General features: G+C 66.7%; 15 protein-coding genes and 3 tRNA genes. 6 read left to right on the top strand and 12 right to left on the bottom strand.

Annotated features, from left to right (window positions below):
• Positions 1 to 34: 34 nt before the first annotated feature.
• On the bottom strand, positions 35 to 931 hold the full coding sequence (locus C1877_RS00405; protein ID WP_114568073.1) for an acetamidase/formamidase family protein: 897 nt from the start codon (positions 929 to 931) through the stop codon (positions 35 to 37).
• Between the two features lie 150 nt (positions 932 to 1,081).
• Positions 1,082 to 3,337: a serine/threonine-protein kinase gene (locus C1877_RS00400; protein WP_244909758.1), complete on the bottom strand. Its 2,256-nt coding sequence runs from the start codon at positions 3,335 to 3,337 to the stop codon at positions 1,082 to 1,084.
• Between the two features lie 675 nt (positions 3,338 to 4,012).
• Between C1877_RS00400 and C1877_RS00395 the strand changes: the two genes are divergently transcribed.
• From C1877_RS00395 to C1877_RS00380, 4 genes are all read left to right on the top strand, one after another.
• The gene (locus C1877_RS00395) at positions 4,013 to 5,518 is read left to right on the top strand and encodes an AlkA N-terminal domain-containing protein (protein WP_015539221.1); all 1,506 of its coding nucleotides are present in this window, start codon (positions 4,013 to 4,015) and stop codon (positions 5,516 to 5,518) included.
• 12 nt (positions 5,519 to 5,530) lie between these two features.
• Positions 5,531 to 6,073, top strand: a complete 543-nt coding sequence (locus tag C1877_RS00390; RefSeq protein ID WP_015539222.1) for a methylated-DNA--[protein]-cysteine S-methyltransferase — start codon at positions 5,531 to 5,533, stop codon at positions 6,071 to 6,073.
• A gap of 24 nt (positions 6,074 to 6,097) precedes the next feature.
• Positions 6,098 to 6,640 (top strand): methylated-DNA--[protein]-cysteine S-methyltransferase, encoded by a 543-nt coding sequence (locus C1877_RS00385; protein ID WP_015539223.1) that lies wholly within the window; start codon positions 6,098 to 6,100, stop codon positions 6,638 to 6,640.
• Between the two features lie 169 nt (positions 6,641 to 6,809).
• A tRNA-Leu gene (locus C1877_RS00380) sits at positions 6,810 to 6,896 on the top strand.
• A 110-nt stretch (positions 6,897 to 7,006) separates the two neighbouring features.
• On the opposite strand, the gene C1877_RS00375 is transcribed toward C1877_RS00380, so the two are convergent.
• From C1877_RS00375 to C1877_RS00360, 4 genes are all read right to left on the bottom strand, one after another.
• The gene (locus tag C1877_RS00375; protein WP_114568072.1) at positions 7,007 to 8,119 is read right to left on the bottom strand and encodes an IS1249 family transposase; all 1,113 of its coding nucleotides are present in this window, start codon (positions 8,117 to 8,119) and stop codon (positions 7,007 to 7,009) included.
• Positions 8,120 to 8,310: 191 nt separating this feature from the next.
• Positions 8,311 to 9,396 (bottom strand): hypothetical protein, encoded by a 1,086-nt coding sequence (locus tag C1877_RS00370; protein ID WP_147274483.1) that lies wholly within the window; start codon positions 9,394 to 9,396, stop codon positions 8,311 to 8,313.
• The gene (locus C1877_RS00365) at positions 9,329 to 9,919 is read right to left on the bottom strand and encodes an RNA polymerase sigma factor (RefSeq protein WP_227154814.1); all 591 of its coding nucleotides are present in this window, start codon (positions 9,917 to 9,919) and stop codon (positions 9,329 to 9,331) included. Before C1877_RS00365 ends, C1877_RS00370 begins: the two co-directional genes overlap by 68 nt.
• A 204-nt stretch (positions 9,920 to 10,123) precedes the next feature.
• Positions 10,124 to 12,223 (bottom strand): DUF2207 domain-containing protein, encoded by a 2,100-nt coding sequence (locus C1877_RS00360; protein WP_244909757.1) that lies wholly within the window; start codon positions 12,221 to 12,223, stop codon positions 10,124 to 10,126.
• A 64-nt stretch (positions 12,224 to 12,287) separates the two neighbouring features.
• Between C1877_RS00360 and C1877_RS00355 the strand changes: the two genes are divergently transcribed.
• Positions 12,288 to 12,378 (top strand) — tRNA-Ser (locus C1877_RS00355).
• Positions 12,379 to 12,442: 64 nt separating this feature from the next.
• Here C1877_RS00355 and C1877_RS00350 read toward each other — a convergent pair.
• The 5 genes from C1877_RS00350 to C1877_RS00330 form a co-directional block, all read right to left on the bottom strand.
• The gene (locus tag C1877_RS00350) at positions 12,443 to 12,820 is read right to left on the bottom strand and encodes a hypothetical protein (protein WP_015539224.1); all 378 of its coding nucleotides are present in this window, start codon (positions 12,818 to 12,820) and stop codon (positions 12,443 to 12,445) included.
• 48 nt (positions 12,821 to 12,868) lie between these two features.
• Positions 12,869 to 14,938, bottom strand: a complete 2,070-nt coding sequence (locus C1877_RS00345; RefSeq protein ID WP_049784027.1) for an ATP-binding protein — start codon at positions 14,936 to 14,938, stop codon at positions 12,869 to 12,871.
• Between the two features lie 181 nt (positions 14,939 to 15,119).
• Positions 15,120 to 15,674 (bottom strand): LemA family protein, encoded by a 555-nt coding sequence (locus tag C1877_RS00340; protein WP_015539226.1) that lies wholly within the window; start codon positions 15,672 to 15,674, stop codon positions 15,120 to 15,122.
• A 203-nt stretch (positions 15,675 to 15,877) separates the two neighbouring features.
• The gene (gene ispE, locus C1877_RS00335; protein ID WP_227154811.1) at positions 15,878 to 17,008 is read right to left on the bottom strand and encodes a 4-(cytidine 5'-diphospho)-2-C-methyl-D-erythritol kinase; all 1,131 of its coding nucleotides are present in this window, start codon (positions 17,006 to 17,008) and stop codon (positions 15,878 to 15,880) included.
• A gap of 12 nt (positions 17,009 to 17,020) precedes the next feature.
• Entirely contained in the window at positions 17,021 to 17,584 is a 564-nt protein-coding gene (locus C1877_RS00330; protein ID WP_244909756.1) for a nucleoside deaminase, read from the bottom strand.
• A gap of 215 nt (positions 17,585 to 17,799) precedes the next feature.
• Here C1877_RS00330 and C1877_RS00325 point away from each other — a divergent pair.
• Positions 17,800 to 17,887 (top strand) — tRNA-Ser (locus tag C1877_RS00325).
• A 94-nt stretch (positions 17,888 to 17,981) separates the two neighbouring features.
• Here the strand turns inward: C1877_RS00325 and C1877_RS00320 are convergent.
• On the bottom strand, positions 17,982 to 19,331 hold the full coding sequence (locus C1877_RS00320) for a citrate/2-methylcitrate synthase (RefSeq protein WP_015539227.1): 1,350 nt from the start codon (positions 19,329 to 19,331) through the stop codon (positions 17,982 to 17,984).
• Between the last annotated feature and the right edge of the window lie 267 nt (positions 19,332 to 19,598).

Here is a 19,598-nt window from a genome sequence, read left to right as displayed (position 1 = left end):
GAAAATCCCCCTGTTTCCTTGGTTTGTCTTTGCCCTACAGCGCGAAGCCGAGCGCATCCAGCACGTACTTCGGCACCATGAAGCGCACGGTCTTCTCCGGGTCGACCATCTGGCACACCCGCACGTCTGCCACAAGCGACAGCAGCATGACGAGCTCGTCCTGGGCTACGCCGGTGCGGTCGTGCAGCAGGTCCACCATCTCGTGCACGGCGCGGTCGGCCGCCGCATCGAGCGTCTCGGCCGAGGCGATCACGCCGAAGTGCGTGTCGTTCTCGATGAGCGGGTCGGAGAGGTGCAGGTCCGGCAGCGCCGTGAGCGTGACCGTGGCCCAGCCGGCCACTTCCGCGCCCGAGACGCTGATCTCGCCGTCGCCCATGGCCGCGTGCATGTCGCCGCAGCCGAAGAGCGCGCCCTCCACGGCCACCGGGAAGTACAGCGTGGCCCCCGTGGTGATGGCGGTGTTGTCCATGTTGCCGCCGTGGCTGCCCGGCGTGCCGCAGTTCACAGGCTCGCCCTCCGGGGCAACGCCGATAACACCGATCATGGGGTTGAGCGGGATAGACAGCTTGTCGCTCCACCTGAGCTCGCCGTCCTCGATGGCGCACAGGCGCGTGCTCCATGCGTCGAAGCGGTCGCCGCACACGCCCTCGTCCTTGCCGGTGCACGAAGCCGTCTGGGCGTCCAGCTCGATGTCGTCGATCGTCACCTTCAGCGCGCCGCCGGGCACGGCGTCCTCCACGTACACAGGCCCCGTGGCCGGATTGATGGCGTCCCAGTCGATCTCGTCCAGCTCGTCCTCGGGCGTCTGCACCTGGTTGCCGAAGCAGTCCTGCGTGCGGATGCGCACCGTGTCGCCCGACGCTACCCTGAGCGCCGGCTCGAGGTCGCGCGCGAACGCGAACAGCACGCGCTCGTCTCCTAGCTGATGCATGGGTCTCCCCTTCCTTCGTCTCGCTTGTCTCGTGCTCGTCTGCTGCCTTGGCCGGAGCGCTCTTGCGCAGTAGAGCGCTCTGCCTTCGGCGCATCACACGATACTCCAGAAGGAACGCGAACGCACGAGGTATTTGGAAGGAAATGCCGGTCAGCCTTCGCTCGGCTCGGCTTCCTCCCCTTCTTCCCACAGCTCGGGCGCGGGCGGCTCCAGGTAGCTGGCGATGGCGAGGCCGGCGACGGCCACGGCCGTGGACGCGATGGCCGCGGCCGAGGGCATCCAGGTGTGCTGGCCCGAGGCGAGCCAGGCCGCGGCGCAGATGCCGGCCACGAGCGCGGCTGCGGCCAGCACGATGCCGAGCACCTCGAGGATGCGCGACGGACGGCGCCGACAAGCGGAGAGAACCGCAGCGGCAGCCAGCCAGCTGACGGCCACGCACCAGGTAGCGGGCTGCAAGAGCAGCGCGCCCAGGTTCGCCTGTACGTCGATTCCGGCGAAGTCCCAGCGGGCGAGCGCGTCCCAACCCAGCAGGTTGCCGGAACCGAACGATGCCAGCAGCGCGGCCACGAGCAGCGCGAACGCCGTGGTGCCGAGCGCGCGGGCGGGCGGCAGGAAGAACCCCGCCGCCACGGGGGCCAGCTGGTTGCCGCCCACGGCGCCGGCGAGGGGCACGGCGAACGTGGCATTCGCCGGCGCGTTGCCCAGCCGGCCGGCGAAGTACCACCACACCGCCGTCGCTGCCAGCAGCACCACGCCGGCGGCCGGCGCGCCCTGCGCGATGAGCGCCGCGGCCAGCGAGAAGTAGGCCAACAGCGCACCCAGGTGAGGTTTGAGCGCGCCGGCCAGCGCAATGAGCGCGAACAGCCCCCAGAACAGCAGCGCAGCCGGCCCCGCCAGGCCGAAGATGCCGTCCAGGCCGCCTACCTGCGGCAGGTTCGCCAGCGCCACGAAGGCCACGGCTCCGCTGCCCGCCGCGCCCACGACGCGCGCCGCCACGGCCGCCTGCCGTCGCGTGATGCGCTCGCGCAGCGGCACGCGCGGGGCACGGGGCGGGCGCGGGGCTTCCTCTTCCTCTTCCCCGTCGTTGTCGCCCTGCGCATCGCCCACGATGACGGCCAGCTCGCGATGGCCTGTCCGGGGGTCGCCCAGGAACTTCTCCATCTCCTCGGCGAAGTCGGTCACGTTGTCGTAGCGCTGCTCGCGGTCGGGGTCGAGCGCGTAGAACACCACGTCGTCGGCGGCTGGGTCGAGCTCGTCCCAGCACAGCGAGGGCAGCACGAGCTCCGCATCCTCGATGGCGGACTCCGCGCGGGCCAGGTCGGGCGCGAGGAACGGGTTCTCGCCGGCCAGCATCTCGTAGGTGACGGCGGCGAGCGCCCATTCGTCGCAGCGCGCGTCCAAGCTCATGCCGCGCATCTGCTCGAGCGGCATGTAGCCGATAGTGCCGCCGCCTGCCGCGCCGAACCCGCCCGCATCCGCGAGCGTGGCCAGGCCGAAGTCCGTCACCTTCACCTGCCCCTGGCGATTGACGAGCACGTTGTCCGGCTTGATGTCCAGGTGGAGCACCTGGTTCTCGTGGGCCACCTCCAACGCGTGCGCGACGGAGCCGAACACGGCGGCCGCCATGTCGAGCGTGAGGTAGTCCGCATAGTCGCGCAGCAGCTCCGTGAGGGTGATGCCCTCGATGTACTCCATAATGAGGTAGGCCGTCTGGCCCTGCACCTCGAAATCGTACACCGTGACGATGTTCGGGTCCGTGAGCATGGCGGCCGTGCGCGCCTCGTCCAAGCCGGGGATGCGCGCGAGCGAGCGCACCGGCGGCAGGTCGTCGTCCAGGTCGGCGGCGGGGTCGCGATAGGCCGGGGCGGCCGGCGAGCCATGGCTCCCGGCGAGAGAGGGGCGGCGCGTGGCGGCGGCTGCGGCGGCCTCGTCCCGCTTGCGGAAGGGGCTCTCGAAGTCGGGGGGCGGCGGCGGGGCGGCGGGCAGGTCCTCCCAGGGCGGAACGTCGTCGGGATTGCGCACCGGAGCGGCGGCACCGGCCTCTTCCCGTGGCGGCAGATCGCCGGGCGTTTCCCAAGGGAGCAGGTCTTCGGCTTCGTCCCACGAAGGCGCGTCGTCCCAGTCGACCTCGTCGAAGCGCGGCATCGCGCCGGTGCCCGCCTGTTCGGAATAGCTGCGAGCGTCAACGGGCTCGGGAGCGGGAGCGGGGGCAGAGGGCTGCCGCCGCACCGCATCGGCACCCGGCAGCGCCGCGCGCGCGGCATCCACTTCGTCGAGCTCAATGCACTTGATGGCCACCTTACGCTGAATGCGCGTGTCCCACGCAACGCGCACCGTGCCGAAGCCGCCCGAGCGCGACTCCCCGATGGGTCGGTACCGATCCAATATGAGCTGGTTGCATGCCATGCGCCTTCTCTGCGGTCGTTGCGGGTTCGTTCCAGAAAGCGACAGGCGACACGAGCGCCTGCACCGATCATGATAGCGCATTTCGCCCCTCCGCTGCATGCTCCCCACCCAGAAGCGCCGAATGGACGAGCGGCGGTACTCCTCGAAACCAGCGGTCATGCTTCTGGTCTAGCTGGACCTGTTTCCGGACCGCAGTTCCCTGCCTGACCGCAGTTCCCTGCCTGTCGGCAAAAACGCCTGCTACTGTCAAAAAAGAGCCGGTTTGGCAACCGCTGCCACTCCGAAGCTCGTGCAGTGTTGAACGCGACCTGGCCTTTCTCCAGCTCCTCGCAGGGAAGACCTTCCAAGGCCGACATCCAGATTGCCAAACCGGCTCTTTTTTGACAGCAGCAGGCGTTTTCGGCGTCAGATGACGAACCGGGCGAACGGGCCGCAAACGCGAGGCTTCAGGAAACAGCGCCGGACGCGCGAATGCGGCGTTGTTCCACAGAGGTTTCAACTTGACGTCCGAAAACGGCTAGTTCCCTCCAGCCTTTCGCGCTAGACTCTTGTCGGAGAGGCAGTTCGGTGCCGCAACTGGCGGCGCGGCGCTGCATGATACGGCGACTTTAGAGGCGGCTCGGCAGCTGCACCGCCTCTCGCAGTGCGGATCACTCGGAAGGAGGGAGGCACCCCATGGCAGAAGCACAGGAGAGCACCCTGCGGCAGGACCTCAACCATCCTGAATCGCGCAAGCGGGCGCTGTACGCGGCGTTCGCGTCGAAAGATGCGCGATTCGACGGCCAGGCGTTCGTGGGCGTGTCCTCCACGGGCGTGTACTGCCGCCCCGTCTGCCACGTGCACATGCCGAAGTACGAGAACTGCACGTTCTACGAGACAGCGGCCGAGGCGGAGGCTGCCGGATACCGCCCGTGCCTCGTGTGCCGCCCGGAGCTCGCGCCCGGCCACTCCATCGCCGACGCGTCCGCGAACCTCGCGCGGCGGGCGGCCTCGCTGCTGCGCGAGGGCTGCACGAGCGGCGAGAGCCTCGAGCGCATGGCGGAGCGGCTGGGCTACACCGACCGCCACCTGCGACGGGCCTTCCAACGCGAGTTCGAGGTGACGCCGGTGCAGTACCTGCAAACCTGCCGCCTCCTTCTGGCGAAGAGCCTGCTCACCGACTCGGACCTTCCGGTAAGCCAGGTGGCCGCGGCCGCCGGGTTCAAGAGCGTGCGGCGCTTCAACGACCTGTTCAAGGAGCGCTATCGGCTCACCCCCACCGCCGTGCGCAAGAGCGCCCGACGGCGCACGCCGTCGGGCGACCGGGTGGCCTTCTCGCTGAGCTACCGTCCGCCGTACCGCTTCGCCGAACTGCTCGCGTTCTTCCGCGCCCGCCAGCTGGAAGGCGTGGAAGCGGTGGACGAGCACGCCTACGCGCGCGTCGTGCGCATGCAGCACGGCGACGAGGAGGTGCTCGGCTGGGTGCGCGTGGCCGACGACGAGCGGCGAGGCGCGCTTGCCGTCACGATGAGCGCGTCGCTACTGCCGGTGACGTCGCAGGTCATCGCCCGCGTGCGCCGCCAGTTCGACGTCGACTGCGACCCACAGGCGGTGCACGAGGGCATCGCCTCGCTGGATGACGCGGTTCCGGGCGCGGCGGTCCTGGGAACGCGGGTGCCCGGCTGTTTCGACCCCTTCGAGACGGCCGTGCGGGCCGTCCTCGGCCAGCAGGTGACGGTGGTGGCCGCGAACCGGCTGGCGGCGCGCATCGTAGAGCGCTACGGCAAGCCCATGGACACCGGCATCCCGGGGCTCACGCACGCGTTCCCCACAGCGGCGGAGGTCGCCGCGCTCGAACCCATCGAGGATGCGCTCGGCGTGCTGGGCGTCATCAAGACGCGCTCGCGCACCATCGCCGAGATCGCGCGGCTGCTGGAGGCCGGCGACCTGCGCTTCGATGCCGGCGCCGTGGTGGCGGAGCAGATGGAACGCCTGCTGGCGGTGAAGGGCATCGGCCCGTGGTCGGCGAACTACCTGGCCATGAGGGTGCTCAATCATCCCGACGCCTTCATGGAGACCGATGCCGGCGTGAAGCACGCCCTGCCCCACCTGGAACCGAAGGAACGGCTGGAGCTGGCCGAGCAGTGGCGCCCGTGGCGCAGCTACGCGGTGCTGTGCCTGTGGAACTCGCTGGCCGAATAGGAAGGAACGCGCATGGTTTATCGGACTAACTACACCCACCCCGGATTCGGAGAGATCACGATCGCGAGCGACGGCCAGAATATCGTGGGGCTGTGGATGGCCGGACAGAAGCACTTCGGCGGCACGGTGGACGGCGAGATGGAGCCGGCCGACGACCTGCCCGTTTTCACCCAGGCGAAAGGCTGGCTCGACCGCTACTTCGCCGGCGAGCGGCCCGCGATAGACGAGCTGCCGCTGGCGCCCAACGGCAGCTCGTTCCGCCAGCGCGTGTGGCGCAAGCTGGCGGAGATCCCCTACGGGCAGGTGCGCACCTACGGCGACCTGGCACGGGAGATCGCGCAGGAGGATGGCAAGGAGAAGATGTCTTCCCAGGCCGTGGGCGGAGCCGTGGGGCACAACCCCATCTCCATCATCATCCCGTGCCACCGCGTGGTGGGCTCGGGCGGCAGCTTGACCGGCTACGCCGGCGGCCTGGCGCGCAAGATATGGCTGCTGGAGCACGAAGGCGTGGACATGGAGGGCCTGTTCGTCCCCGAGAAGGGCACGGCGCTTTAGCACAGGGAAGGGAATCGCGACCTCATGCTTTACTCGACCGTGTACCCCCACGCCGAGCTGGGCGACCTCATCATAGCGAGCGATGGCGAGGCGATCGTCGGCCTGTGGATAGAGGGGCAGAAATACTTCGCCGGCAAGGTGGCGGGAAACTTGGAGCGCCAAGACGACCTTCCCGTGTTCGCTCAGGCGCACGCCTGGCTCGACCGCTACTTCGCCGGCGATCCCCTTCCCGTAACGACGCTGCCCCTCAAACCAGGCGGCACCCCGTTCCAGCAGCGCGTGTGGAAGCTGCTGGCCAGCATCCCCTACGGCGAGCTGCGCACTTATGCCGACCTCGCCGCGCAGATCGCACGCGAGTGCGACGGGAAGAAGACCTCGGCGCGCGCCGTCGGCACGGCGAACGGGCGCAACCCCATCTCCATCATCCTGCCCTGCCATCGCGTGGTCGGCTCGGACGGCAGCCTGACCGGCTACGCCGGCGGCATCACACGCAAGGTCTGGCTGCTGGAGCACGAGGGCGTCGATCTGACCGGCCTCTACGTGCCGAAGCGCGGCACCGCCCTGTAAGGAGCCTCCGCGGCGCGTACCCGGAGAGCGCAGCGCGGGAGACGCGTGAAAGCTCTGCGATTGCTCGCTATCGGCCGTTTTTCTCCGCAGGAGCAAATTTCGGTCTTGCATAGCCGGATGAAGTCCTGTATCATCTGTTCTTGCTTTCGACCGAGGTCGGAGAGCAGATGCGGGTGTGGCGGAATTGGCAGACGCGTACGGTTCAGGTCCGTATGGGGGCAACCCCATGAAGGTTCAAGTCCTTTCACCCGCACCATTTGAACTTGGAAGAGCCCTGGAATCCGGGGCTCTTTTCGTTGTCGGCGAAGGCAGCTTTGTTGGATTACGTTAGGGTTATAGGACAGAATGTGTGTCCGCTCCGATTATTCACTGTCGGTGCTCAGCGGGCATGTGGAACTCGCTCCAGACGATTCCCGAACCGTATTCCTCAGGTGCTCTGTCGTTTCGATTGCGCTTGCTGGAGGCCGATGCGAATAATCCGTCCACTTGATCATCTGTCGGCATGACGCGCAGGATCTCAGCTGGAGGCAGGGGTTTCTCTGTGTGCAGGTAGCACCACCAGAAGATCGCCTTGATGCGCCTTATCGTCGAGAGTCCTCGATGCACCCGCAGCATCTCGCGAAGGCGCGCGTTCACCCCGCCTTCGATCATGTTGTTAGTGGAATCCCATAGGCCGTCCCGCTCCTCTGCCATCTCCACGAAGGTGAACAGTTCGCCTGAGCGCACGAGCTTGCTCAGACCATGGCGCGCCTTTCGCAGGCGCTCGTGGACGTATTGCCTGCGACCGTCCTTCAGCGTGAACTCCCGCAAGAACCGGTCCCACTTCGCGCACCATCCGGCATAGTCGGCAAGCCATGCAGCCGCAGAATCGGCGTCCTTGGCCTTGAGGAGGCGGCGGGCGATGCCGTAGAGCTCGATTCCGCAATCCAGCTTCGGCCTGCTTGTGGTGCACCTCCTAACCTGGCAGAAGGCATGGAAGACGCGTCTCTGGATGCGCGTGGCAGGCCATATCGCACGGGCTGCCTTGGCGAACCCGGGGGCGCCGTCTGTCACCGCCATGACGGGCGCGGGCATGCGCATCATGAGGGCCGCCCATGCCTCGGCACATTCGCTCTGCGCCAGATGCCATGCGACCACATGCTCTTTGGTGCACGCCATGAGCACGACCGCGTCGCGTCCGACCCAAAGTCCGTCCAGGAACACGACGTCGAAGACCTCACCGGTATAGGGGGCGATGGGCCATATGCTCCAGAACTCAGAGGTGCGCCTCCTGAACGTGCGGCCCTCGCCGGGGAGATCGGCCTGCGCGCCCTTCCCCATGAGCCAGTCGAGGAACTCCGCGAGGCGCTTCGCAGCGTTATCGATCCTGTGCGTCAGGGATGCGCCGCATCCCTTGCATCGCCATCTGGTGGCCCCTGAACTCGTGTGTCCGTTACGCTTCATCGTTGAGCCGCATGCGCTGCAGATCGGATTATCCACTCGCTCTTCCTGTCCTCGAACAACTTCTTCTTCGAGAAAGCTTGCCCGAACAGGCGCGTCAATAGGAAAGTGGACACACATTCTGTCCGAGTGAAAAGTTGGAGCGAGCCAACTTATCGACGTGATTTATATGTCTCTACCTGGGGAAAGCATATGATTGCGGACACACATTCTGTCCTATAACCCTTACGTTACGCCAGCTCGGTGATCTCGAACAGCGGAGCGGTAAGGCGGGGGTCGTCGTCAGGACAACCTTGCTCGCGATTGGCGGCCATACGGTCGGCGAACACCTGCTCGAAGTTCTCGACGGGCGCGATGCGGTATCGGCGCGTGAGGGTGGTGCCGTCGGTGAACGTGGCGGTGGCCGAAAGCGTCGCCCGGCCGATCTTCTGGGCAGCCTCGCAGGATGCTTCGAAGAAGAGCTCGTCCATGGCGGCGTAGCGCGCATCATCGCCTTGAGGAAGTGCATCGAACTCGCCGTTAATACGATCGTTTTGTTCGTTTGAGAGCTCGATCACCTCGTTGTTCAGCGCCTCCAGCTCGGCGGGGTCGGTCGCTGCTTCCCGACGCGCGAGGACGTCATCAAGGCGAGCACGCCAATCGCGCTCTTCCGGTGTGCGCAGATCGACCTTGATCGATCGACGGAGGTTCTCAGGTTGTTGGTTGGCGTAGTCAAGGGTGAATTCCTGCGAGGGCGCATACGTCGACGGCACGAACGTCCCATCTTCCAGCGTTTTCATTTCTATCAGCTCGAACGACACATCCTCACCGTCGATGGCGTAGGTCACAGACTCGATGCCCTCGCCCACGCACGCGAGGTTCAGCTGGTACGAGAGAGCGCTCGGCCGCGGCCCCCCTTCGCTACCTACCGGCACGATACCTTCATCCGCCGTGGCGATGCTCACCGTCTGACCGCCCTCGTCGGCATCGGCATAGAGCGCCAGGCCGAACTGGTCGGCCAGCGAGGACGCAGGAGCCCCGGCCCCCGAGCCTCCCCATCCGCCCAGCGTCCCGGGCAGCAGCGCGGGCACAGCGACAATAGCGCCCGCCATCACCGCGGCGGCCAGCGCCCCGACCAGCACCTTCGCCGCCCTCGGCATCGTCCGGCGCTTTCCCCCGGAGCCGGCCGCGAGCGCCTGCGACCCGCACGCTGCCCCCTCGCTTCCGGCGGCCTTCTCCCCGCGTAGCTCGTCAAGGCGCGCGATCACGTCATCCTGCAGATGGGCAGGTGGCTCCGCTTGGTCCATCATCGCTTTGTACTGGTTCGCTTTGGTCATAGTCGACACCTCCCAGGGATATTTTCAGCTGCGCACGTGCCCGCTGCAGACGCGTGCGCACGGTGGACGGCTCGAGGCCGAGCAGGCCCGCGATCTCTTTTCCGGAATAACCCTCTTGGTAATACAGATGGATAACGACGCGCATGCTCTCGGGCAGCTCCCCCACCGCCTCCCAGAGGGCGCGCACCTCGTCGGGCGAGAGCGGGCCCGCATCGGACGGCTCGAAGGGCATGCTGTCGAGGGGAACCGCCGGGCGGCGGCTGCGCAGGCGGGCCACGTCGTGGCACCGGTTCACCGCCACGCGCAAAAGCCAGGCCTTCAGGTGCTCCTGGCTGGAGAACTCCGTCGCGCTCTGTGCGAGCCGCAGGAACACGTCCTGGTAGACGTCCTCGGCATCCTCCTTGGAGCCCGTCTGCGCCAGGGCAAGCCGCCAGACCGAGCCGCCCCAGGCGCCCATGGCCTGACGGATGAACGCGTCCGGCCTAAGGGGGCGCTCGTCGGCGCTTTGATTTCTTCTCCTCACGGTTTCACCTCCTGCCCTTAACACGCTCCGAGGCAGGAAGGTGTCTCATACGGTTCGCGGAAACCGGCGAAACGGCTCTTCGCGGCACGCCGAAGCGCGGGCGAGAGCGCCCGTCGCAAGCGGTGTCGCGCACCACCTTGCGCTCGCGGCCCGCCGCTCACGCCCCATGGGACCGCCGACCGCAACCGCGGCCCGCGCCTCTCGCTACCGGGCGCCGCCGCCTCCGCCGAAGCCGCCGCCTCCGCCGCCGGAGAAACCGCCGCCGAAGCCGCCGCCGCTGGAGAAGTTGCCGCTCGCGCCCGAGATAGCAGCCTGAGCCGTGCTCACGGTGTTCGAAACGGCCGTGTGCAGCAGATCGCCCGCTGCCGGCATGACCGCGCCGCCGGCGCCGTGGGTGGGCGCGTACCAGAACCACCAGGGCACGTAACCGTAGCCGTACGCCGTGCCGGCCGCGGGCTCGAACAGCTCGGGCACGCTTGTCTGCAGCTCGTGCATGACCTGCTTCGCAATGCCGAACACGTAGGCGTACACCATGAACTCGCCCCACACCTTGACGTCGGTGGGCGGGCGCTCATCGAGCGACGAGAAGTCGCGCAGCCAGTTGCGCAGCGCCTTGCACTTCGCCACCAGGTTGTTGCCCTCCACGCTGCGCCGCGGCATGTAGTTGCCGATCACGCCCAGCGCAATGGCCGTGGGCAGCATGAAGATGAGCGGGATGAAGTTGTCCATGACCAGCCCGATACCCAGACCAGCCACTCCCACCAGAATGGCGAGCGTGACGAGATACCCCTGGTAGCGCTTGCCCTTGACCTCGAAGAAGTCCCAGCGGTTCGTCTCGGCCGACACGATGCCCTGCCAGCTCTTCATGGCATCCAGGAACTCCTCGGGGTGGTCCTTGCCGTACTGCTCGATGGTGCCGAACCACAGCGAGTCGCCCCCGGCGGCAATGGTGCCGAACAGGAGGTCGAGCGCCTGACGATCGATGGGGTTCTCCACCGCGTCGGCCACGGCGGGCACGCGCGTGAGGTAGTAGTCCTCCACCGTCTCCGTGCGGCCGAAGGACTTCTGGTCCTGATAGGTGCCGCGGTCGATGCGGATGGCGCCGCTGTGCGACAGGTGCATGAGCGTAGCCGTGAAGTCGTCCTGGCTCTCGCGATCCCAGCGCCACAGGCGGCCGATCACGGCCGGGTGCACGCGCGGATCGGGAACGTCGCGCCAGTACTCGTCGGTGAAGCTCGGGGCGTGCTCCTTGCCGTAGCGGAAGTAGGACCACAGCGCCCAGGCGATGAGCAGCACACACAGAACACCGCAGCCGATGACGAAGGCCAGCGACTGCATGCGGTTGCGGTTGGCCTGGTCGGCCCAGTCCTCCTCCTCGGCCAGCACCTTGTCGAGACGCGCCTCGTCCGCATGGAGCTTCGCCGCATCGGGCGAGAGGTTCGTAAGCCATGTCACGGGGAACACCACGCGCGCCTCGGCGTACTGGCCGGCGTTCACCTTCGGCACCGTGTACGCGACGCTGCCGTCCGCGTTGATGGCCAGCGACCCGTCAAGCGGGCCATGGCCCCACGCGCGCACGTTCTCGCCGGGCTCCACCGCCACGCCCTGCGGCACCGGCAGCGCCAGCGTCATGGTGACGTCGGCGGACGATTCCTCCCACTGGTCGCCCACGTACTTCCAGTTCACTTCGGCCACGTCCTTGTAGGCCTGCACGCCGTTCACCACGGTGTAGTCCAGCTCGATGACCGCCTTCTCATCCGAGACGTCGAAGAAGGCGTACACCGTGTTCATCGGCGCATCGACCGAATACGCATCCGTTCCAGGGCCGCCCGCATCGCGCCAGCCCAGCACGAACGGCACGCTGGGCAGCGTCTCCCACTCGCCCACCACGTTGCCGTCCCCGTCCACGCGCGCCATGCGCATGGAGTTCACCTTCAGCTCCGCGTTCGAAGGCAGCCCCTCGAACGTCCACCACACCGCCGTGAAGTAGCCGTTGAAGTCAAACGTGCGCTGCTCCACCGCATGCAGCGACCCGTCCGTCTCGGCTTGCGCCGTTATGTCGACCTTCGTCATGTCGTAGGACTTCGCGAACGCCTCGCCCGGCGCGACGGCCAGCAGCGCGACGGCGGCCAGGACGAGCGCGGCCGCCAGCAGTGCGAGACGCGCCGCAACAGGACGGCGCACGGCCCGGGCGTCGGCAACGGCGGGGCCCACAGGACGTGCAGGGGCGGCTGTTGCAGCGGGGTTTAGGGCGGCTATTGCAGTGCGCACCCCGTTATTATGAGGATCACTCGTGGTTTGCACGGTTAATCTCCTTGCAAGTTCGAGATGGTCACGGTATCATAGCGAATCGCACCTATTATAGCGCGGAGAAGTGACCGAGAGGCCGAAGGTGCTCGCCTGCTAAGTGAGTATACCCCACAAGGGTATCCAGGGTTCGAATCCCTGCTTCTCCGCCACCGAAGCACTTTCCGCATCCCCGCTCGGGGATGCTTTCTTTTCCGGCAGCTTTGCACGGATTCCCTACCGCTTCCACGGCGGCGTGAACGGGCGCCGCGGATGGTCGTCCGGGCGCGTCGTCCGCACGGGCTTCTGCTTCCAGCCGGGGTGATTGCGCACGAAGACGGCGCGGCAGATGCGCGTAACGCCCAGGCCGATGAGCGCGGCCACGAGGAAGCTCAAGCCCAAGTCCAGGATGAGGGCATTGCCGTCAAGCAGCGCGTACAGGCTTATGAGCAGGAACGCGACCAAGAGAATCCCCGTCAGCCACGTGAACAGCTTGATGAGTATCTCCTTGCCGCGGTTCGGCGAGTAGCGCCATGCGGCCACCAGGTACACGATGCCCGCGATAACGGCCAACACGATGAGCAGCGGCACGATACGCGAAAGCCTTGCTACCATCGGTCCACTCCCTTCGACGCCGTTCCCGCCAACGTTCCTTTGCCACCATCATACCAAAGACAAGGCGGGCTCCGCCGACTCGTTTGCCTCATGCTGCCCATCCGATTCGCTGCGGGCCGGCAGGCGCAGATCCATCACGTCGCATACGTCGGCGAAGCCGAAAGGCTTCACCAGATAGTCGTCCATGCCGGCATCGAACGCACGGCGACGGTCCTCCACGTACGCGTTCGCCGTCATGGCCACGATAACGAGCTGAGTCCGCCCCTCGCGACGGCAGGCGTCCCGCAGGGTGCGCGAAGCCTCCAAGCCGTCCATGTTCGGCATCTCCACGTCCATGAACACGAGGTCGAACCAGCCGTCGGGTGCCTGCAGCACCGTCTCTACCGCCTCGGCGCCATCGTGCGCCCAGACGACCTCGGCATGCGTGCGGCCCACGATGTCGCAGGCTATCTCGGCGTTGATCTCATCGTCTTCCGCCACCAGCACGCGCACGCCCGAGAAATCCACGCGCTTTGGCAGCGTGGGCGCCGCGTCTTCGGCAGGCAGGGGTTTGGCGACATCGGCGTTCTCCAGGCAGAGCGGGAGGTCGACCGTGAACGTCGTGCCATGATGGCGCTCGCTCTTCACGGTGATGGTGCCGCCCATCTGGTCGACGATGCTTTTCGTGATGGACATGCCCAGCCCGGTTCCCTCGATACCGCGCGTCTCGCTGGTGCGCTCCCGCTCGAAGGGCTCGAAGATACGCCCCACGAACTCGGGCGTCATGCCTATGCCGTTGTCCTCGATCTCGAACCGGTACAGCGCGCAGCCGCACGCCCCTTCTCCACCGCAGGGCGTTTCGGGGAAGTCGACGCCGCGTCGGCACTCACCCAGCATCAGGGTCTCGTCGGCGCAGGGCGCCTGCTCGGGCGACACGCAACCCGCACGCTCCAACCGCACGCGCAGACGAACTTCCCCGCCGGGCTCGGTGTACTTCACGGCATTGCCGATTAGGTTCAGCAGCACCTGTCGCAAGCGCAGTGAATCGCCGCGCACGTAGACGCCGGAAACGTCGCCCGCCTCCATGCGGAACGCGAGCTGCTTCGTGCGCGCCTGCTGCTGGGCGATAACGTCGACCAGGGACACGAGCTCTTCCAGGCTGAACGTTTCGTCATTCAGCAGGAAGCGCCCGCTTTCGATCTTGCTCATCTCCAGAACATCGTTGATCAGGCTTATCAGGTGGTGTGACGAAAGCGTGATCTTCGACAGGCACTCCTCAACCCAGTCCGTCTCGCCCACATGGCGCTCGGCGATCTCCGTCAGCCCGACGATGGCCGAGCACGGCGTGCGTATGTCGTGCGACACGCTGGCAAGGAACTGAGACTTCGCCTGGCTGGCGTGGCGAGCCGTCTCGAGCGCTGCCTCGAGGTTCTTCTGGAGCCGGTCGCGCTCGGCGTTGCGGCGCTTGAGCGTAATCAGGAAGATGGCGAGCACGGCCAACACGCCCGCCATGAGCACGGTGGCATACAGCGCGGTTTCCGCACAGGCCTTGACCGCCAGCTCGAACAGGGCGCCGAACGATTGGTGCGAGCTCCCGATGATCTCGGAATTGCGTGCGAGCATCGCCCCGATCAGCGGGTCCACCTGCTCGCTGACCAGACGCTGCACCTCGGCGTCGGTGGCGGCAGGATCGCGGCACTCGTCGATGAGCTGCCGCTGCTCGGCTTTCAGCGTTTCATAGTCGGCCGAGAGCGCGGCCGCCTTCTCGGGGGACGACCGGCATTGGCTGGCAATGGTGGCCAGCGGATCCGCTATCGCCTGGTCGATGCTCGCGTACTCGTCCTCGACGGCATCCACGGCCTCCGGCGTCCTCACGTACACGAGTCGGTCCGACAGTGTGCGCAGCTGCACCAGGTTGGTTTCCACCTCGCCTGCGGCCACGGTCACCGGGTAGGGATGCGCGTTTATCTCATCGATGCGGCCGGAGATGGCGCTCATGTTCACCATCGTCACCGTATAGAACACGATCAGCAGCGCAACAAGGACGAGCGTCATTGCGAACGAAAGCATGCGGGTGTCGAGCGCCCGCGCGAGCCGATCGAGGCCGAGCATCCGATGGCAGCGGAAATCATGCGTCATACAACCACTTCCGACCTGTTGTCTCCGACAAGCGCGCCCCATGGGGTCAGGGCCCCTCGGGCGTACCCGTCCGCGCAACCGCGCCGTTCGACGTGGGCGCCGTCGACGTGGGCACGCGGACGAATCTTGACTAGAAAGGGAACGCCCGCCTCGTTGGTTCGGGCGGGCGCGATGATCGCTGTTAGAATTGGACCTTGGGGGCGACGTCCGCCCCGGCAGCGGCATCGAAGCTGTCGCGCTGCTTGAAGCCCATCATCCCGGCGAACAGCACCGCCGGGAACGTCTGGATGGCCGTGTTGAACTTCATGACCGTGTCGTTGTAGCTCTGGCGCATGTAGCTGATCTTGTCCTCCGTGTTGGACAGTTCGGCCTGGAGCTGCTGGAAGTTCGCATTGGCCTTGAGGTCGGGGTACGCCTCGGCTACGGCGAACAGGTTCTTCAGGGCGCCGGTGAGAATGCCGTCGGCCTGCATCTTACCCTCGGGCGTGGGCGCGTTCATCACAGCGGTGCGCGCCTGCGTGACCTCCTCGAGCGTCCCGCGCTCGTGCGAGGCGTAGCCCTTGACCGTCTCCACGAGGTTCGGGATGAGATCCAGGCGGCGCTGCAGCTGCACGTCGATCTGCGCCCAGGCGTTGTCCACCATGTTGCGCAGCTTCACCAGGTTGTTGTACAGGCCGATAACCGCAACGACCAGAACAACGACTATGACGAGGATGACGATCAGTGCGATGCTCATAAGCCCTCCTTTGCTATTACGTAACTGGGATTTTAACATCTCCCAGCGTGAGCGGACGATACAGATTGAATCTGTAACCCAGCAAGTTCTCCTTTAGCGCGCGTGCGGTCCTTGCCCCGTCGCCATATTGCGTCGGCGACGTCGGCGGGACGCGGCGAGGACCGGCGAAGCGGGTCTGATGACGCGATTCCCCGCGCCCGCCCTCAACGGGAGGGGACGGCGGCAGCGCGAGCACGGCCGAACATCGTGGCATGGGCCCACCAGCCGCGCATGCGGGCCTGGGCGGCAGCGCGGCCGGCAGCCTCGAACGTATCGCAAAGCGCGAACACGGCCGACCCGCTGCCCGACATGAGGGCCTGCCGCACCTCGGGACAGACCTCGGCCCATGCGCGCACGTCGGCCAGGGCGGGCAGCAGCGATTCGGACGCCGCTGCCAGGTTGTTGCAGAGGGGCACGTCCTGGGCGCTCGCGGCCGCAAGCGCCGCATCGCGGTCGCGCGGGTCCACGGGCACCGGGTGCTCGTCGAACGCCCGGTACGCGGCGGCCGTCGACACGCCTCCCGCAGGCTTCACCAGCACCACGGGCGAGCCCATGGGCGCAAGCTCGCGCACGAGCGCGTCGCCCGCGCCGTCCAGGACGGCGCATCCCCCGTGCAGGAAGAACGGCACGTCGGCGCCCAGCGTGCGCGCAACCTCCTCGATGCGCGGGTCGTCGGCGGGCAACCCCCACAGCTGCGCCAAGCCCACGAGCGCGGCCGCGGCGTCGGACGAGCCGCCGCCCAGCCCCGCCTCGGCGGGGATGCGCTTCTCCAGCAGCACGGACACCTGCTCGTCCTCGTTGCGACCGACGGCCTCTGCGAGCCGGCGGATCGCCCTGCTCACGATGTTGTCCTCGGGCGGCACGTCAAGCGGGGGAAGCCCCTCGGCCACGCGGCAGTCGAGGGCGACGGAGAGGCTGCCGGAGCCGTCGGACCCTGCGGGCGCAAGGCGCATGCGCAGCACGTCGTGCATGGTGAGCGCGTGCATGACGCTCAAGGCCTCGTGGTAGCCGTCGGGGCGCCGATCCCCGATGCCCAGGAACAGGTTCACCTTGGCAGGCGCGATGACCTTGACGGCTCCCGGACCGCCGAACGCCGCCTCGTCGACCTTCTGCGCGGCACGCGCCGCCGCCAGCATGTCAACCGCGTGCGGGTCGCGTGCGCGTGCGCCGGCTGCAGGATGCTGCGGACCTGCACCGGCAGACCGCCCGCGCAGGTCAGAGCAGCTAGATGCTGTCTCTTCGGGAGCGTCGGGCTCTTGGGCGGCGATCAGGTTCTCTTCATTTGGCTTGGCCATCACGGGCTCCGTTCATTTCCTTCTCCTGCGCGCGAAGAACGCGCGCAGCATCTCCGCGCACTCGTTGCCGAGCACGCCGGGCGTTGCGGTGAAGTTGTGGTTGAGGCGCTCGTCCTCGTTGATGCGGTACAGCGTTCCCAGCGCTCCGGCCTTCGGATCGGGTGCGCCGTACACGCAACGGTCGACGCGCGCCTGGTGCATGAGGCCAGCGCACATGATGCACGGCTCCAGCGTCACGTACACGGTGCAGCCGGCAAGCCGCCACGCGCCGAGGGCGGCCGACGCCTGCTTCATGGCCAGGAACTCGGCGTGTCCCGCCGGGTCCTGCGTCGTCTCGCGCAGGTTGCCGGCGCGCGCGATCACCTGCGGCTCGGCCAGGGGGCGGCGGGTTGCGGGATCGATGGGCTCGTACACCACCACGGCCCCGATGGGCACCTCGCCCAGCTCTTCGGCGCGGCGCGCCTCGTCGATAGCCAGGCGCATATAGCCCTCGTCGGAAAGGCGCGGCTGCCAATGAGCGGAAACGCGGGCCGCCTCCCCTGCCGTCAAGCCGCTCGGCGCCAGCGCATCCTCCAACCTGCGCGTTCGGGACGCAGGGGCCGCAGGTTCGCGGCGAGGGGCATCGGCTCTGTTGTCTTCGTCGTTCATGCGGATTATTATATGGTATCCTTTGCTTGCTTTTCGGAACCTCTTTCCGAAAAGCGCATGCGGCGAACGAATGTTTCACGTGAAACATCGCCGTGCGGAGCGTGCGACGCTTGCGGGCAGCATGCGCCGCATCACCCTATCGCGGAGGAATGGCCGAGTGGTTGAAGGCGGCAGTCTTGAAAACTGTTGACGTTCACGCGTCCGTGGGTTCGAATCCTACTTCCTCCGCCAGAACGAAACGCGCCCGGAAGCCAGCGGCTCCGGGCGCTTTTACTGCGGCTCGGCATTGCCCTCTACGAAAAGCTCCCGGCTGCCTACCTCCTGCCTACCGCTCGTCCATGGTCACGTAATCGCGCTTGCCGCTGCGGGTGGACTTGTAGGCGGGGCGGATGATGCGCTTGCCGCTCACGATCTCCTCGAAGCGGTGCGCGGCCCAACCGGACATGCGCGCGCACGCGAACAGCGGCGTGAACAGGTCCTCGGGGATGCCCATCATAGAGTACACGAAGCCGGAGTACATGTCGATGTTCGCGCACATGTCCTTGGCCGTGCCCTTCTCGCGCAGGATGACCTCGGGAGCCAAGCGCTCGATGGACTTCAGCAGGTTGAACTCGGCCTCGAACTCCGTGCCCACGGCCAGGCCCTCGGCGAACTGCTTGCAGATGATGGCGCGCGGGTCGCTCTTCGTGTACACCGCGTGGCCCATGCCGTACACGAGGCCCGTTTTGTCGAAGGCCTCCTTGCGCACGATCTTCGCCAGGTAGTCAGCCACCTGGCCCTCGTCGGACCAGTCGGCCACGTGCTCCTTGATCTCCTGCTGCATGGCCAGCACCTGGTGGTTCGCGCCGCCGTGCTTCCAGCCCTTCAGCGAGCCGATGGCACCGGCGTACGTGGAGTACGGGTCGGTGTCGGCCGAGGTCAGCACGCGCGTGGTGAACGTGGAGTTGTTGCCGCCGCCGTGCTCGGCATGCAGGCACAGCATGACGTCGAGCATACGCGCCTCTTCCAGCGTGAACTGGCGGTCGGGGCGCAGCATGGACAGGATGGTCTCGGCCGTGGACTGGCCGGGAATGAAGCGGTGCATGATCATGGACTCGTTGTTGTAGCGGGCGCGCTTGGCGTAGTACGTGAGCACCATGATGCGCGGCAGGCGCGAGATGAGCGAGATGGCCGTGTGGATCTCATGGTGCGCCGAACGGTCCTCCGCGTCGGGGTCGTAGGCGTACAGCAGCAGGATGGTGCGCGCCAGCACATTCATGATGTCGGGCGGCGTGTCGCGCATGATCATGGACGCGGTGAACCCGTCCGGCAGCTCGCGCTGGCCGTCGAGGACCTCGATGAAGCGGTCGAGCTGCTCGCGCGTGGGCAGCTCGCCCATGAGCAGCAGGTACGAGACCTCCTCGAAGTTGAAACGGTGCTCGGCGGACTGGTCGCCCAGAAGGTCGTACACATCGTAGCCACGATAGCGCAGATGGCCCTCGTCGGCGATCTTCTCGTTGTCCGACACCACGTAGCCATGCACGTTCGCGATGTTCGTAAGGCCGGCCACCACGCCGGTGCCGTCCGCATTGCGCAGGCCGCGCTTCACGTCGTACTGCTCGTAGTAGGCGGGGTCGATGGAGTTGATGGTCTTGAAATTCTCGTAGAGAGCGATCTTCTTCTCTTCTTCTTGCATGCAAACCTCCCTGCGTCATGGACGGCCCCGCTCCCGCCGTGCATTGCCCGAGACCCGGCGAAACCGGGCGCAATGCGAAGCGAATGGCGGGGAAATCGGATGGTCGTCCGTTCGTGCTTTAGTATGATAAAGCCTTAGGATGCGCCTTCACAGCACTTTCCGGCGAATAACAGAGGGAATCTTCATGCGGAAGGTCAGCGGAGCACGAAAAGGACCCGCCGCCATCCGGCTGGAAGCGATGGGTGCGCGCACGGTATGGCGGTGACG

The organism is Gordonibacter pamelaeae (genome assembly GCF_003340385.1).
Classification (GTDB): Bacteria; Actinomycetota; Coriobacteriia; order Coriobacteriales; family Eggerthellaceae; genus Gordonibacter; species Gordonibacter pamelaeae.
Note: the sequence above shows the minus strand (reverse complement) of the source record. Positions and strands in the feature narration are given on the sequence as shown.

What these genes read in the sequence shown, in the direction of transcription:
- C1877_RS00345 (WP_049784027.1), bottom strand. Translation starts at nt 14,938, where the DNA reads ATGACGCATGATTTCCGCTGCCATCGGATGCTCGGCCTCGATCGGCTC.
- C1877_RS00340 (WP_015539226.1), bottom strand. Translation starts at nt 15,674, where the DNA reads ATGAGCATCGCACTGATCGTCATCCTCGTCATAGTCGTTGTTCTGGTC.
- C1877_RS00400 (WP_244909758.1), bottom strand. Translation starts at nt 3,337, where the DNA reads ATGGCATGCAACCAGCTCATATTGGATCGGTACCGACCCATCGGGGAG.
- C1877_RS00385 (WP_015539223.1), top strand. Translation starts at nt 6,098, where the DNA reads ATGCTTTACTCGACCGTGTACCCCCACGCCGAGCTGGGCGACCTCATC.
- C1877_RS00320 (WP_015539227.1), bottom strand. Translation starts at nt 19,331, where the DNA reads ATGCAAGAAGAAGAGAAGAAGATCGCTCTCTACGAGAATTTCAAGACC.
- C1877_RS00350 (WP_015539224.1), bottom strand. Translation starts at nt 12,820, where the DNA reads ATGGTAGCAAGGCTTTCGCGTATCGTGCCGCTGCTCATCGTGTTGGCC.
- C1877_RS00390 (WP_015539222.1), top strand. Translation starts at nt 5,531, where the DNA reads ATGGTTTATCGGACTAACTACACCCACCCCGGATTCGGAGAGATCACG.
- ispE (WP_227154811.1), bottom strand. Translation starts at nt 17,008, where the DNA reads ATGGCCAAGCCAAATGAAGAGAACCTGATCGCCGCCCAAGAGCCCGAC.
- C1877_RS00395 (WP_015539221.1), top strand. Translation starts at nt 4,013, where the DNA reads ATGGCAGAAGCACAGGAGAGCACCCTGCGGCAGGACCTCAACCATCCT.
- C1877_RS00405 (WP_114568073.1), bottom strand. Translation starts at nt 931, where the DNA reads ATGCATCAGCTAGGAGACGAGCGCGTGCTGTTCGCGTTCGCGCGCGAC.
- C1877_RS00370 (WP_147274483.1), bottom strand. Translation starts at nt 9,396, where the DNA reads ATGACCAAAGCGAACCAGTACAAAGCGATGATGGACCAAGCGGAGCCA.